At 67.6% G+C, this 14,380-nt stretch carries 9 protein-coding genes; all 9 read right to left on the minus strand.

Annotation, left to right across the window (positions count from 1 at the left end; translation table 11 throughout):
• Position 1: 1 nt before the first annotated feature.
• Positions 2 to 2,785, minus strand: a complete 2,784-nt coding sequence (locus tag LzC2_RS02400) for a PSD1 and planctomycete cytochrome C domain-containing protein (protein ID WP_246254679.1) — start codon at positions 2,783 to 2,785, stop codon at positions 2 to 4.
• Between the two features lie 114 nt (positions 2,786 to 2,899).
• Entirely contained in the window at positions 2,900 to 4,357 is a 1,458-nt protein-coding gene (locus LzC2_RS02405) for an Hsp70 family protein (protein WP_171183361.1), read from the minus strand.
• 587 nt (positions 4,358 to 4,944) lie between these two features.
• The gene (locus tag LzC2_RS02410) at positions 4,945 to 6,360 is read right to left on the minus strand and encodes a sigma-54-dependent transcriptional regulator (protein WP_171183363.1); all 1,416 of its coding nucleotides are present in this window, start codon (positions 6,358 to 6,360) and stop codon (positions 4,945 to 4,947) included.
• 53 nt (positions 6,361 to 6,413) lie between these two features.
• Positions 6,414 to 7,163, minus strand: a complete 750-nt coding sequence (locus LzC2_RS02415; RefSeq protein ID WP_171183365.1) for a sensor histidine kinase — start codon at positions 7,161 to 7,163, stop codon at positions 6,414 to 6,416.
• A 63-nt stretch (positions 7,164 to 7,226) separates the two neighbouring features.
• A complete protein-coding gene (gene pnp, locus LzC2_RS02420) occupies positions 7,227 to 9,377 on the minus strand; it encodes a polyribonucleotide nucleotidyltransferase (RefSeq protein ID WP_171183368.1) in 2,151 nt (716 codons plus the stop codon).
• Positions 9,378 to 9,643: 266 nt separating this feature from the next.
• Positions 9,644 to 9,913 (minus strand): 30S ribosomal protein S15, encoded by a 270-nt coding sequence (rpsO, locus tag LzC2_RS02425; protein ID WP_171183370.1) that lies wholly within the window; start codon positions 9,911 to 9,913, stop codon positions 9,644 to 9,646.
• Positions 9,914 to 10,051: 138 nt separating this feature from the next.
• Positions 10,052 to 11,467 carry a DEAD/DEAH box helicase gene (locus tag LzC2_RS02430; protein WP_171183372.1) on the minus strand — a complete coding sequence of 472 codons (1,416 nt, stop codon included), beginning with the start codon at positions 11,465 to 11,467 and terminating at the stop codon, positions 10,052 to 10,054.
• 344 nt (positions 11,468 to 11,811) lie between these two features.
• On the minus strand, positions 11,812 to 12,093 hold the full coding sequence (locus LzC2_RS02435) for a hypothetical protein (RefSeq protein WP_171183374.1): 282 nt from the start codon (positions 12,091 to 12,093) through the stop codon (positions 11,812 to 11,814).
• A gap of 82 nt (positions 12,094 to 12,175) precedes the next feature.
• A complete protein-coding gene (gene ftsH, locus LzC2_RS02440; protein WP_171183376.1) occupies positions 12,176 to 14,323 on the minus strand; it encodes an ATP-dependent zinc metalloprotease FtsH in 2,148 nt (715 codons plus the stop codon).
• Positions 14,324 to 14,380: the final 57 nt, after the last annotated feature.

The raw sequence follows: 14,380 nt of genomic DNA on the forward strand, positions 1-14,380 counted from the left end.
TCTATTCGACATAGAGGAACTCATTCGCGTTCAGCAGGACCAGCGCCACTTCGGCGAGGCCGCGGGTGCGGGCGTCGGCCTCGTCGGGACCGAGGTCCGGCTCGAAGTCGGCCGCCTGTTCAAGCTTCTCGACGTAGGAGAACCGCTCGCCGGTGTTCTCCTCGACCGCGATTCGAACCACCTCAGTCGGCGGTCGCACCGGGTCGAAGTGCAGGCTCGCGTGGCGGGTCGTCATGGCGTGCCAATGCGAGACGCAGGCCTCGCGTTCCGCATCGGTCGCCGGACGACCGAACGCTCTTCGGAATAGCGATTCGACGGCCGCTTCGTCCGCATCGGGGTCCGTGGCGAGGACGGCGTCCGCCGCGGCGAGCGCCCGCAGATAGGTGGATCGCCCGTTCATCAACGCCAACGCCTGCGGGGCGATCGTGCTGGTTTCCCGCATCTCGCAGGGGGCGTCCGGGGCGGGGGCGTTGAAGGTTTCCAGCAGAGGATCGCGCAGACCCCGCAGTTTGAGCGTGTACAGCGTGCGGCGGTGGCGCTGGTCCGGGGACGGGTTCGGCTGCCAGGCGGGGGCGAACGACCCCATGATTTGCCGCGGTTGGAGAGCGACTTCCGGTTCGATCTCCGGCCGCACCGGCGCCCCGCCGATCGCGGGATTCAATTCACCGGTGAAGGCCAGCATCGCGTCGCGCAGTTCCTCCGCCGTCAGTCGGCGCGGCCGCGCCGCGGCGAGCAGCGACCCCGTCGGGTCCGCCTCGGCCACGGCGGCCGGATCGGGGTGCAGGGAGGCGCGGGCGTAGGCGTCGGAGAGCATCAACGCTCGGACCAACGGCTTCGTCTTCCACTCCCCCCGCACGAGCCGTGTCGCGAGGTGATCGAGCAGCTCCGGATGCGACGGCGTCGCCCCGCCTCCGCCGAAGTTGTTGGCGTTCGCCGCGAGGCCGCGTCCGAAGAGCCATTGCCAGACGCGATTCGCGTAGACGCGGGCCGGGAGCGGGTTCGCGGGATCGGTCAGCCACCCGGCCAGCGCGGTCCGCCGGCCGGTCACGTCCGCGGGAACGGGATCCTCGCTCTCCGGCGAGACCGACAACAGCGCGGCGCTCAGCACGCCCGGCTCCACAGGCGTTCCCGGGCTGAACGGATCGCCCCCGGTGAGAATCGCGGACGCGGCGATCGTTCCCTTCGTCCGGTCCTTCGGCAGCGGCATCGCCGCGAAGACCGGCTTCATCGGCGGGCTGGCCCCGCTGTACACGGAGAACGCCATCGGTTTGTAGCGGTCCAGTTCCCATCCGTGCCGCTGGAGCATCTTCTTGGCGACCCGCTCGAGGCCGTACTCGGCGACGGTCAGTTCCAACTCCTCGGGAGCGATCTCCTCCGGCGGGGCGCCCTCTTCCCGCTTTTGATTGAGGTTGCCGTACTTCAGCCCGCGATCGGCGTACCACTTCTTGGCCGCCTCTTTCTTCGCCGCGATGCGACGCTGAATCGCCCGCGCTTCTTCCAGACGCTGCCGCAGGTACTCCGGCTCGCCCGCGAACTCCGCCGCCTCCTCGGGGTGAAAGGGAACGGGTCGATCGGCGAACTGCGTCGTCGCGAAGGCGGCTTGGATGGCGTAGTAATCGCGGGTCGGGATCGGGTCGAACTTGTGGTCGTGGCATTTGGCGCACTGCAACGGCTGGGCGAGGAACGTCTGCCCGACCGTGTCCGTCACGTCGTCGAGGAACTGCTGCCGCGTAATCTTCGCCACGCTCATCCCCGTGTGTTCCCACGGCCCCATCCGCAGAAAGCCGACGGCCAACAAGGCGTCGATCCCCTCCGGGGAGTTCGCTTCGAGCCGACCGGAATCGACCAGTTCGTCCCCCGCGATCTGCTCCGTGAGGAAGCGATCGAACGGCTTGTCGTCGTTGAACGATCGCACGACGTAATCGCGGTATCGCCAGGCGTTTGGGCGCTCGAAGTCGTTGGCGAAGCCGGCGCTGTCTGCATACCGCACGACGTCCAGCCAGTTCGAGGCGAACCGCTCCCCGAAGTGCGGGCTGGCGAGCAACCGATCCACCACCGCGGCGAACGCGGCTCGGTCGTCGCGGTCGTCAGTGAGGAACGCGGTGATCTCCTCCGGCGTGGGCGGCAGCCCCGTGAGGTCGAACGTCGCCCGGCGGATCAGCGTGCGACGGTCGGCCCGGGGAGCCGGCGCCAAACCTGCTTCGCTCAGCGATGCGTTCAGGAAGGCGTCCGCGGAGTCGGCGGGAGCGGCGAACCCCTCGGGAGTCGGGGGGATCGGGGGATCGTCGATCGGTTGGTAGGCCCACAGGTCCGCCGGGTCGTAGCGGCGCTCGGTCCAGTCCTTCGAAAGGCCCCCGCTGGTCGGAACCGTCACCCCGGGGGCGTGCGCCTCGCGGATCGCCTCGACCGTCGCCGCATCCGGCCACGGGGCGCCGGCGTCGATCCAATCGCGAACGGCCCAGCGTTGTGCCTCGGTCAGGGCGTCCGTTTCCTTCGGCGGCATGCCGTAGCCGTCCTCCCACTTCAGCAGGTCATAGAGCGAGCCGGCGCCGTGATCGCCCGGGACGATCGCCGGATCGCCGCTCTCGCCGCCCGTCAACAGCCCGGCGCGGGAGGACAGATCGAATGCTCCCCCCAGATCGGCCGGATCGTCGCCGTGGCACGCGACGCACTTCGCCGCGAAGACCGGTTGAACCTGCAGAGCGAACAAGCGTTGGCCGTTCGTCCATTGCCCCGGCTCGCCGTTCGCCGCCGCAGCGGCGCCGGACCAACCCAGCAAGCTCATCGCGAGCGCGGCGTGAAGAGCGGAGCGGGCCACGGGCGGATCGGATCGGGGGACGACGATGCGTGCATCGTAGCGGCGATCTGAACGCCCGTCACCAGCCGATCCGCCCGCCGGCTAGCGGGGGTGCGGCATCAAACGGGCCAGGCGTTGCGTGGCCTCCAGCTCCTCGCGGGAGCCGGGAGAGGGCGTGAGCGGCTCCGTCTTGAGCGGCGCCAGGTCGTGGGCGCCGGCGCTGATGCGCTGCTCCTCCGGCGTCATCACCCGGTGGGCGGAGACGTGCGGCGCGTTGCGCTCATCGAGGGAGATGTCGACCGTGATCGGGCTCCGCGCGGGGAGGCCGGGGGGTAGGCCGGTGATCCGATACTCGCCGAGGCGATCGCAATCCGCGGCCTCGGGACGTTCTCCCTCGACCAGTCGCAGCCGAATCCCTTCGGCGTCGGCGACGGTGGTGCCGAAGGTCATCTGCACCGCGGTCGGCAGCCGGGCGCCGCGGGGCAGCAGGACGTGATTGAGGCGACGCCCGGGGACGTTCGGATCCTCGATTTCGACGCCGACGGAGTGGGCGCTGACTTCCTCCAGGGAGATCGCCCGCAACCGTCGACGGACGCGGGGCGGGACGTCGTTGGAGAGACCGTAGTCGCCGGCGCCGGGGGAGGCTCGCAGCATCGCGGCGTACACCGCGGCGCCTTCCGCGACCGCGGTGCGGGGATCCGGGAACGCTTTGCGAGCCGCGTGATCCGGGGTGGCCCGGGTTCCGAACAGCTCTTTGAGCATCCGTCGAACCGCCGGCATGGCGGCGGCTCCGCCGACCGGCAGGATGACGTCCAGATCCTGCGGCTCGATGCCCGCGTTCTCCAGCAGGAACTCCGTCAGATCCCGGGTGCGGCGCAGCAGATCCTCGGTGAGTCCTTCAAACCGGTCGCGGGTGACCTCGATCCCTTCCGTCCGGCGGGGCGTCACGATGGGGACCGTGCAGACCCTCTGCTTCGACAGCATGAGCTTGGCCCGTTCGCACTCGCCCAGCAGGCGCCGTTGCATCCGCCAGCGGGTGAACGGGTTGTGCCCGCATTTATTCCGAAACTGTTCGGCGACGTCCTCGGCGAGCGTCTCCGTCCAGTCGCGACCGCCCAAGGTCGGATCGCCCTCGGCGGCGATCACGCGGAGTTCGTTGCAACGGGTCCGGACAATGGCGGCGTCGAAGGTGCCGGCTCCGAGGTCGTAGACCAGGGCGTGGCGAGTCCGACCGACCGGCTGCCCGTCGACCGCGGTATCCTTCCACAGCCAGGCGAGGGCGGCGGAGGTCGTTTCGGACAGCGTTTCCGTCACGTTCAGCCCCGCCGAACGGCCGGCGTCGCAGACCGCCTCGCGGGGAGTCCGCGTGAAGGCGTGCGGCACCGTCATCACCACCGGGGCGTCTGCGGGCCGACCCGTCGCGGTCTCGGCGACGAGTCCTCTCAGCAACGCGGCCCCCAAGAGCTTCGGCGAAACGGGGATGCCGTCCACGGTCATCACCCGGCGGCCTCGCTGGTAGGTGCCGCCGGACCCCTGATAGGGCCGTTTGAAGCCGGACATCGGAACGGGAACGCCGTCGTGATCGTCCCCGGGACGCCCATCCCCGTGACGCCCGTCCCCGTTGGCGGGAAAGCGGGTCTGGTCGAAACCGGGACCCAGAGTCAGTCGATCGAGAAAGACGTTGATCGCGGAGGCGGTTCGGATCTGCCCCAGAGCGTTAGGAAGCACATGCGGGGCGCCGTCCGAACCGAAATCCGCAAGAGAGCTGCTGTCCGTCCCGAAATCGATCCCCACCGGCGAGGCCTGCGGCCTGCGGGGGCGACCGGACCGTCTGCGTCGTCGTCGTCCCCTCCCGCCCTTCTGAGACTTCGCGTCATCAGTCCCAGCAGACTTTCGGGATGAGTCAGCGGGCCGTGAGGAGTCGGCGTCGGCCGTCATTCGCTTGCCTGTTGGTCCCCCGAAAGACCGCCGGCCAGCATGCCCGCGGGCGCCGCCGTTCCGTGGCGATCGAGGCCGAACTTAGGCGTCCGGAGAGACCCTGTCCAACGCCCGCGTCGCACAATCTTCGACCGCCCGCGACGGTTGAAAATGTCGCCCGGACACGCCATACGCCGGACTCCCGGACGATCCGTGAGCGAACCGCGGCGCTAGTTCAAGCCCCACTCTTTCAGCTTGCGATACAGGGTCCGCTCGCCGATGCCCAACAGCTTCGCGGCGTCCTCCCGCTTCCCGCCGACGACCTCCAGGGCCCGCTCCGCGTAGAAGCGTTCCACCTCTGAAAGCGGGCGGCCGATCAGATGGTCCGATCCCCCGCCGGAGCCGCGCGCCGCGGTCGTGTCGTCGCCTTCCTCCTGCGCCAGACCGGCAACCTCCTCGGGCAGATCGCCGGCGTCCAGCAGGCCGTCAGTGTCCAGCACGACCATCCGCTCCACGACGTTGCGCAGTTGCCGGATGTTTCCGGGCCACTCGTAGCTCATCAACGCCGTTCTGGCGCGGCGCGTGAAGCCCACGACTTGCTTGCTGTACCGCTCCGTCAGCTCCCGGAGGAAGAAATCGAGCAGCAGCGGGATGTCGCCCCGCCGATCGCGGAGCGGCGGCAGCCGAATGCTGATGACGTTCAGCCGGTAGTACAGATCCTCGCGGAACGACTTCTCGCCGACCATCTCCAACAGGTCCGCGTTCGTCGCGGCGAGCAGCCGCACGTTGATCGGCAGCTCTGCGTTGGAGCCCAGCCGGGTCACCTTGCGGTCCTCCAGCACCCGAAGCAGCTTGACTTGAATGTCCGAGGGCATCTCCCCGACTTCGTCGAGAAACAGGGTGCCGCCGTTGGCGTACTCGAACTTGCCGATCCGCTTGCCCGTCGCGCCGGTGAAGGCGCCGGCCTCGTGGCCGAACAGTTCGCTTTCGAGAATGTCTTTCGGCAGCGCCGCGACGTTCAGGGAGACGAACGGTTTGTTCTTCCGCGGACTGTTCTGATGCAGGGCGCGGGCGACGAGTTCCTTGCCGGTGCCGCTCTCGCCGGTGATGAGCACCGTGGAATCCGTCGGGGCGACGTTCTTCAACACTTCGATCACCTGCCGCATCGGGCCGCTGGTGCCGACGACGCCCTCGAAGCCGAACCGCTCGTCCAACCGCCGGCTCAGTTCAGCGTTTTTCCGGGCGAGGCGGATGCGCTTTGAAGCCTGCTTCACCGCCGTCCGCAGCCGGGCGATGTCGAGCGGCTTGTTGAGGTAGGTGAAGGCGTCCCGCTGCATGGCGTCGACGGCGCTGTCGATCGTGCCGTAGCCGGTCATCACGATGACCTCCGCGTCGGGCAGTTCCTCCTTGGTCTTCTCCAGTACGGCGAAGCCGTCGGCGCCGTCCATCTTCATGTCCGTGATCACCACGTCGTACACGTCGCGTTCGACCGCCTCCACGCCGGCCTTCCCGCCGGTCACGACCGTACAGTCGCAGCCGACCGGATCGAGCGAATCGGCGACGGTCTCCGCGTGGGCCGCGTCGTCATCGACGATCAGCACGCGAATCGGCACGCCGGAGAGATCGTCGTCGGGGGAGTCGGGCATGGGGGTATCTTCGAGGCGTGATCGAATCACGCAACATGGACGCTGGACGAGCGCTAGACAGACGGGAGCGCAATGCGGAACACGGTCCCGTCTTCGTCGCTCTCGCAATGTACGAGGCCGCCGTGAGCCTCGACGATCTTCCGCACGGTCGGGAGCCCCAAACCGCTGCCGCCCGGCTTGCTGGAATAAAACGGATTCCACATCGTCGCGCGGGTCTCCGGGGGAATGCCGGCGCCGTTGTCGGCGACCGTCAGTTCCACCGCCCCGCCGGAGGGACCGGCGAGGATCGGTCGGGTCGAAACCTCGATCAACGGCTGAGGGATCTCCGAACCGGCGTCCTTCTGAGCGGTCAGAGCCTGCTGGGCGTTCAGGGCGAGATTCATCAACACCTGACGAATCAGGCGACCGTCGAACCGCACCGGGGGCAGGTCCGCGGTGGGGAGGGCAACGAACCGCACGCCGGCGGCTTTCGCGGTCGGGCCGAAGAATTCCGCGAACTCCGCGAGCAAGTCGTTGAGGTCGCCCTCCTTCAACTCCGGTTCCCCCGCACGCGCGAAGGCTAGGAAGGCGTCGAGGATCTCCGAGAGGTGCCCGCACTCCCGCTGGACGGTCCGCAGCATTCGCTTCCGACGAGCGACTGCACGATCGTCGGCCTCGTCCGGTTCGGTGCCCCCGAGGCTTTCCGCGATCAGTTCGAGGTTCAGCCCGATCGTCGAGAGCGGATTGCGAATCTCGTGGGCCAGCCCCCCGGCGAGGACGGCGATGTCGTTCGGCGAGGCGTTCGGCATGGGAGTGCAGACCATGAACGGGAGCGACCCGGACGCTGGGAGCGTCCGGGTCGCTGAATCATCGGGACGCCGCGTGGATCACTCGTCCTCGTCGGCGTCGTCTTCGTCGTCCGAGACGAGCAGCGCTTTGCGGGACAGCTTCACGCGGCCCTGATCGTCGACGGCGATGACTTTGACTTCGACCGTCTCGCCCACCTTGATGATGTCCGAGACGTTCTTCACGAAGCCCTCGTCCAGTTCGCTGATGTGGCAGAGGCCGTCTTTGCCGGGGGCGATTTCGATGAAGGCGCCGAAGTCCTTGATGGAGGTCACCTTGCCGTTGTAAATCCGGCCGACCTTCACGTCTTCGCCCATCGCCTCGACCCGGGCGAGCGCCGCTTCGGCGCCGGCGGCGTCGTCGCTGGCGATCACCACGGTGCCGTCGTCCTGGACGTCCAGCGTGGTGTTGGTCTCTTCCTGCAAGGCACGAATGTTCTTGCCGCCCGGGCCGATCAGCAGGCCGATCTTGGACGGGTCGATCTTCGTGGAGAGCAGTCGCGGCGCCGTCATCGCCAATTCGGCCCGCGGGCGACGGATGCCGCCGAGCATCGTGCGGAGCAGCGTGATCCGGGCTTCCTTCGCCTGGGCGAGGGCGTCCTTGATGATCGCCTCGGAGATCCCGTCGATCTTCAGGTCGAGCTGAATGCCGGTGATGCCCTTCTGGGTGCCGGCGACCTTGAAGTCCATGTCGCCGAAGTGATCTTCGTCGCCCATGATGTCGGTCAGGAGCGTGTACTTCTTGTCGGACTCCTTCACGAGGCCGATCGAGATGCCCGCGACCGGCTGCGTGATCGGCACGCCGGCGTCCATCAGGCCCAGCGTGGCGCTGCACACGGAGGCCATCGAGGAGGAGCCGTTGCTCTCCAGGATGTCGCTGATGCAGCGAATCGTGTACGGGAACTTCTCCGGGTGCGGCAGCACCGGGTACACGCTGCGTTCCGCGAGGACGCCGTGGCCGATTTCGCGACGGCCGGGGCCGCGGATCGGGCGGGTCTCGCCGACGGAGTAGCTGGGGAAGTAGTAGTGGAGCATGAAGCGTTCGCTGTGCTCCCCGAACAGACCGTCGACCCGCTGCTGATCGCGGGTGTTGCCCAGCGTGATGGTGCACATCGACTGGGTCTCGCCGCGGGTGAACACGGCGGAGCCGTGCACCTTGGGCAGCACGCCGACGCGGACGTCCAGCGGACGCAGTTCGTCCGGCTTGCGACCGTCGATCCGTTTGCCGTCCAGCAGCAGGTCGCGGACGACGTCGTGCTCGAGCTGATAGAACGCCGCCTTGAACTCGCCGCGGGTGCCGCCGTTGGAGGCTTCTTCGGCGTCGCCGTCGAAGTGATCGGCCATCAACTCGTTGCGGAGTTCCTCGACCGCTTCCGAACGATCGGCTTTGTCACCGCTCGTCTTCGCCTCTTTGAGGCGATCGTAGCCATCCTTCTTCAGCGCCTTGGCGAACGGGTTCTCAGCCGGCTTGGAGAAGGCGGTCTTCTTGATGCCGAGCTTCTTGCACAGCTCTTCCTGCATCTCGCACAGCTCGGCGCAGGTCTTGTGGGCGAACATGATCGCTTCGACCATGTCGTCTTCCGGCATCTGGCCGGCGAAGCCTTCGATCATAAGCACGCTGGTCTTCGAGCCGCCGACGATCAGGTCGAGGTCGCTCTGGGCCATCTCCGCCTGGGTGGGAAAGAGGACCAGTTCGCCGTCGACGCGGCCGACGCGGACGCTGGCGATCGGGCCGCCGAAGGGCACCGGGGCGAGCATCAGGGCCGCGGAGGCGCCGAAGCTGACCAGCGGCGCCGGGTCGTTCTCGCCGTCGCTGGCGAGGACATTGGCCATCACCTGGATCTCGTCCTTGTAGCCCTTGGGGAAGAGCGGACGGATCGGCCGGTCGGTGACGCGGCAGGTGAGGATTTCCTTGTTGGTCGGGCGGCCTTCACGCTTCAGGAACCCGCCGGCGAAACGCCCGGCGGCGGCGAGGCGCTCGCGATAATCGACCTGCAGTGGGAAGAAATCGATGCCGGGGCGGGGGGTGCCGCGCTGGGCCGCGACGAACAGCACGGTATCCGCGTATTGCAGCGTGACGGCGCCGCTGGCCTGCCGGGCGAGGTCGCCGGTGGTCAGCGACATCGTGCGGCCGCCGATCTCGCGTTCGACGGTGACGGGGGAGAACTCGATCGTGCTCGGCTTCGACGGCATAGGAGACTTCCGGCTTGCTTCGATTCTGAAATCCCCGGCCCGGCCGGGGAAGGTTGGTAAAGCGGCGCGAACCCGCTGATCGGGCGCGCTGTCCGCGAGGGGAAACGACAGGGACTCACGACAGGGAGTCGACACGGGGGCCGTTCGGCACGACCCGGGCAATATCACGCTACGGCAGTCCGTCGCCGCGATCCACGGCCGACGCTTCGGCCGGCGCCGACCCAATCAACACAAACGCCCCCGCGAACGAACGCGGGGGCGAACGACTACTTCCGCAGGTTCAAACGGGTCAGCAGTTCCCGATAAGTCGCCGGCTTGGTCCGCTGCATGTAGCGGAGCAGGCGCCGACGCGTGGAGACCAACGCCAGCAGCCCGCGGCGGCTGGTGTGGTCCTGCTTGTGCTCACGGAGGTGCTCCGTGAGGTTGTTGATGCGTTCCGTCAGGACCGCGATTTGCACTTCGCTCGACCCGGTGTCGGTGTCGGTGCGTTGGAAGTCCGAGAGAACTTCCTGTTTACGGTCTTTCGTGATCGACATACGGGCCGGGTGCGGGGCGTCTGCAAGCGTTACGGGAAGCGGGAGATGGTAGCGATGTGAGAACGAACCGCAACCGAAAGCGCCCTGGTGCGGGCAAGCCGTCCTCGCGTCGAAGACGGCTTGCCCCGCAAACGCCGATCAGCTTCCGCCGAACAGCGGGCTGGTCACCTTCTTCACCGGGATGATCGTCGCATCGTGATCCTGCACCGTCTTGCGGATCACCGGGCGGGCGGCCTCGAAGTCCTTCAGCGGGTAGGTCGGCAGCACCTGGGAGACGCGGATCTCGATCTTCGTCAGCTGATCGCCTTGGTCGCGGCAGACGAAGGTGATCGCACGGCCGTTCGTGTCGCTGCTCATCCGGCCGGTGCGGCCGATGCGGTGGACGTAGTCGTCCTGGAACTCCGGCACGTCGAAGTTGACGATGTGGCTGATCCCGGAAATGTCGATCCCGCGACCGACGACGTCCGTGGCGACCAGCATGCGGATCTGGCCTTCGCGGAAGGCTTGGAGGGTCTTCTCCCGCTTCCGCTGCTGAAGATCGCCGTGCATCATCGCGCAGTTCGGCAGCTTCCGGCTGAACCGCTCGTAGAGCTTCTCCGCGCCGCGTTTGGTGCGGGTGAATACGAGGCACTGTTTCGGCTTCTCCTGCTTCAACACATGCAGCAGGGCGCCGAACTTGCGGTCCGGATCGACCGTCAGGACGAACTGCTCGATCATCTCCGTCGCGACGAGCGCGTCCTCGGACATGTCGACTTGGGCCGGGTTCTTCATGAACTTGGCGGCCAGTTCCTCCACTTCGCCCGGCATCGTCGCGGAGAGCAACAACGTCTGGCGGTCCTTCGGGCACTTCCGCAGGATCTTCTCGATGTCCGGGCGGAACCCGTCGTCGAGCATGCGGTCCGCTTCGTCCAGCACCGCAAACGCGATATTTTCCAGTCCCAACTGGCCGCGGCCCATCAGGTCCATCACCCGGCCCGGCGTGCCGACGACGACCTGGGCGCCGCGTTTGATTGCGTCGACCTGCGGTCCCATCGGACGGCCGCCGACGATCACGACGGTCTTCACGCGACCGCCGGAGAGCTTCTTCATCTCTTGGCTGACCTGCTCCGCCAACTCGCGGGTCGGCGCGAGGATCAGGCCCTGAATGACTTTGCGATCGAGGTCCAGCTTCTCCAGCATCGGCAGCGTGAACGCCGCCGTCTTGCCGGTGCCCGTGCGGGCTTGACCGCTACAATCGCGGCCGGAGAGAGCAATCGGCAGGAACGCCGCCTGAATCTTGCTGGGACGCTCGAAGCCGATCTCGTCCAGAGTGGCGAGCGTCGCTTTGGACAATCCGAGGTCGGCGAACGTCGGGCCGTCTTCGGCGGCCTCTTTTTCGTCGTTCGACTGCGTCCGCGTGCGCCTCGGCTTCGAAGGGGCTTTGGCCTTCGCGGAGCGGGACGGCGTGTCGCCGTCCGGGCGACGATCAGCTCGTGATTGTGAGGCGTTAGTGCGGGAAGAGCTTTTGGCAGTGCGACGGGTCGCGGGCCGTTTGGCCCGGGCAGTGGTGGGCATGAAGTCCGGTGTGAGGTGCGACCGGCGGGTGGCTCGCGACTTTTGGTCTGACGAATCTGGGTCTGAGCGACCGCTTCGATCGGAAGGGGGTGCGGGGGGAAAGACGGGCGCCGGGCTACTCCACCGGCTGCGGGACGAGCCGAAGCTCTGAGGGATGCCCCCCGCGGGGCGCGTCAAGCGTAGGTCCGCCCCCCAACTGCGTCAATCCGCGGTCGTGCCGAGGTTGCCCTGCGGGCCGCCGTCTACCCCGTCACGGGGTCCGTTACGGGGGCGCTCAGCCGACGGCCGCAACCCCGCGGCGGAGGAGACGGCGGTTCGTATCGGCCCCGTTCAGGCGCCGTACGTCACGCGGCCTCTGCTCGATCGGTCGGCATCGAGTCGAGGCGCCGCCCTTCGGCATGGCACTCAAACGTCGATTCCAAGGTCGAACGGATCTCCTCGGGACTCCAGCCGCCGGCGAGCATTTCGGCGGTCAGTTCCGCCCCCCGCCGATTTCGGTCGTACGTCACCCAGTAGCGTCCGACGATCGCCGGCACGGCGATGAGGATCCCGGCGACGACGGTACCGCTGATCGCCAGGAGCGGGATGAGGTCGCGGGAGGGAACGCTCTGCAGGAATTCGAACATCGAGCCACGGGGATGAAAGTGAAGGCGGATCGATCGTCATTCGCCGTGACGCCGTGGTTCTTAGATCTCCGGGACGATCGCCTCAATTTTGGCCCGTCGTCGATCGTTCCCCCGCGAGGACGCTCTCGCCCGCGAAGTCCTCGCCCGGATCGTCCGCGGACTCTTCATTTGAAGCGTCGTTCATCGTTGGTTGATCGGAGTTCGGCGTCTCGGTCGCGCGGCCTTCCACGCCGTTGCGCCGGTCTTCCGCCTTAATGCGGGCGGCTTCTGCCGCGTCGTCAGGGTGCACCTCCCGCTCGCCCAGCAGGTCGCCCATGTCCTCGCGGCTGATCGATTCGCGTTCGAGCAACAGCTGCGAGATCCGCTCGAGATCTTCGCGGCGCTCCTCCAGGATGCCCGTCGCCCGATCGGAGGCGTCCAGCAGCACGGCGCGGATCTCCTCGTCGATCAGCCGGGCCGTCTCGTCGCTGAAGTGGCGGCCGGTCTGCATCTCCTTGCCGAGGAACGGATGCGTCTCCCCCTGCCGAAACGCGACCGGGCCGACCTTCTCGCTCATCCCCCAGTGGGCGACCATCTTCCGGGCGAGGCTGGTGCTGCGGTTCAGGTCGTCCTCGGCGCCGGCGCTGTATTCGTCGAAGACCAGCTTCTCCGCGGCCCGACCGCCCATCGCCATCGCGAGGTGGTCCCGCATCCGGCGTTCGCCGAAGTGGTGGCGTTCCTCGTCCGGCAGCAACTGGGTCACGCCCAACGCCCGGCCGCGGGGGATGATTGTGACCTTGTGCACCGGATCGAGCGTCGGGAGCACCCAGGCGATCAAGGCGTGTCCGGCTTCGTGATAGGCGGTCATGCGTTTCTCGTGGCCGCTCATCACCTCCTCGCGGGTCGCGCCCATCAGCACGCGATCGCGGGCCTCTTCAAAGTCGTCCATCGTCACCGCGTTCCGCTCCGCGCGAGTGGCGAACAGGGCGGCCTCGTTGACCAGGTTCTTCAGTTCCGCCCCGCTGAACCCGATGCTCCCCGCGGCGACGTCTTCGAGGTCCACCTCGGCCGCCAGCGGCACCTTCTTCGTGTGCACTTTGAGGATGCCCACCCGGCCCGCCTTGTTGGGCTTGTCGACCTGGATGTGCCGATCGAACCGCCCCGGCCGCAGCAGGGCGGGGTCGAGCACGTCCGGCCGGTTCGTCGCGGCGATCACGATGACGGCCTCGGAAGGACTGAAGCCGTCCATCTCGCCGAGGATCTGGTTGAGCGTCTGCTCGCGCTCGTCGTGGCCGCCGCCGAGGCCGCTGCCGCGTTCGCGGCCGACGGCGTCGATTTCATCGACGAAGATGATGCAGGGGCTGGTTTCGCGGGCGGTCTTGAACAGATCCCGCACCCGCGACGCCCCCACGCCGACGAACATCTGAATGAATTCGGAGCCGTTGATCGAATAGAACGGCACCTTGGCCTCGCCCGCGGTGGCCTTCGCGAGCAGCGTCTTGCCGGTGCCCGGCGAGCCCATCAGCAGCACGCCTTTGGGGATCTCCGCCCCGAGCCGGGTGAATTTCTCCGGGGCTTTGAGGAACTCCACCACCTCCATCAATTCATTCTTGGCCTGCTCCATGCCGGCGACGTCGTCGAAGGTGGTGCGCTTCTCGTCGTCGTCGCGGAACTTCTTGGCGCCGCTTTTGATGAACGAACCGATCATCCCCCCGCCGCCCATCGGGTCGGCGGATCGGCGGAGGATGAGCACCATCACCAGCAGCGCCGCGGCGCCGAAGCCGAGGTACAGCAGGATCTGGGTGCCGACGTCCATCGCGGTCGGGTCGGCGTCGAACCGCTTGACCTGGAACTCCTTCAGCGTCGCGGTCGGCTCGCCGACCTGCAGTTCCGACAGCGGCACGACCGTCGTGAAGGTGTTCTCGAACTCGTCTTTTGGCGTGGGCCGACGCTCCCACTTGCCGGAGACCAGTTCGCCCTCCTGGGTCACCTCCGCGACGTTCCCCTTGCGGACCTCGTCGAGGAACCGGCTGTAGGCGACCTCTTTGCCGGTGCCGCGACTGCGCTCGAACAGGAACAATCCCAGCACGACCGCCCCGATCACCGCGAAGATCAGCGGCGCCGAGGACCGGGGCCGGCCGTCGCCGTCGTCGCCGCGGCGGCGGGGGCCGCCGGCCTTTTTCAGCTTGCGAGAGCGACGCGGCGACTCCTCGGAGTCCGGGATCGGCAGTTTGGGATTCGGGTCGGGCATGAACCGGCGGACGCGGGGCGGGCCGTAGGGAGGCCTCGATTGCCGAACCGGCGGCCG

It is taken from the genome of Alienimonas chondri, from assembly GCF_013036045.1.
GTDB classification, from domain to species: domain Bacteria; phylum Planctomycetota; class Planctomycetia; order Planctomycetales; family Planctomycetaceae; genus Alienimonas; species Alienimonas chondri.

What these genes read in the sequence shown, in the direction of transcription:
- LzC2_RS02400 (WP_246254679.1), bottom strand. Translation starts at nt 2,785, where the DNA reads ATGAGCTTGCTGGGTTGGTCCGGCGCCGCTGCGGCGGCGAACGGCGAG.
- LzC2_RS02405 (WP_171183361.1), bottom strand. Translation starts at nt 4,357, where the DNA reads ATGTCCGGCTTCAAACGGCCCTATCAGGGGTCCGGCGGCACCTACCAG.
- LzC2_RS02410 (WP_171183363.1), bottom strand. Translation starts at nt 6,360, where the DNA reads ATGCCCGACTCCCCCGACGACGATCTCTCCGGCGTGCCGATTCGCGTG.
- LzC2_RS02415 (WP_171183365.1), bottom strand. Translation starts at nt 7,163, where the DNA reads ATGGTCTGCACTCCCATGCCGAACGCCTCGCCGAACGACATCGCCGTC.
- pnp (WP_171183368.1), bottom strand. Translation starts at nt 9,377, where the DNA reads ATGCCGTCGAAGCCGAGCACGATCGAGTTCTCCCCCGTCACCGTCGAA.
- rpsO (WP_171183370.1), bottom strand. Translation starts at nt 9,913, where the DNA reads ATGTCGATCACGAAAGACCGTAAACAGGAAGTTCTCTCGGACTTCCAA.
- LzC2_RS02430 (WP_171183372.1), bottom strand. Translation starts at nt 11,467, where the DNA reads ATGCCCACCACTGCCCGGGCCAAACGGCCCGCGACCCGTCGCACTGCC.
- LzC2_RS02435 (WP_171183374.1), bottom strand. Translation starts at nt 12,093, where the DNA reads ATGTTCGAATTCCTGCAGAGCGTTCCCTCCCGCGACCTCATCCCGCTC.
- ftsH (WP_171183376.1), bottom strand. Translation starts at nt 14,323, where the DNA reads ATGCCCGACCCGAATCCCAAACTGCCGATCCCGGACTCCGAGGAGTCG.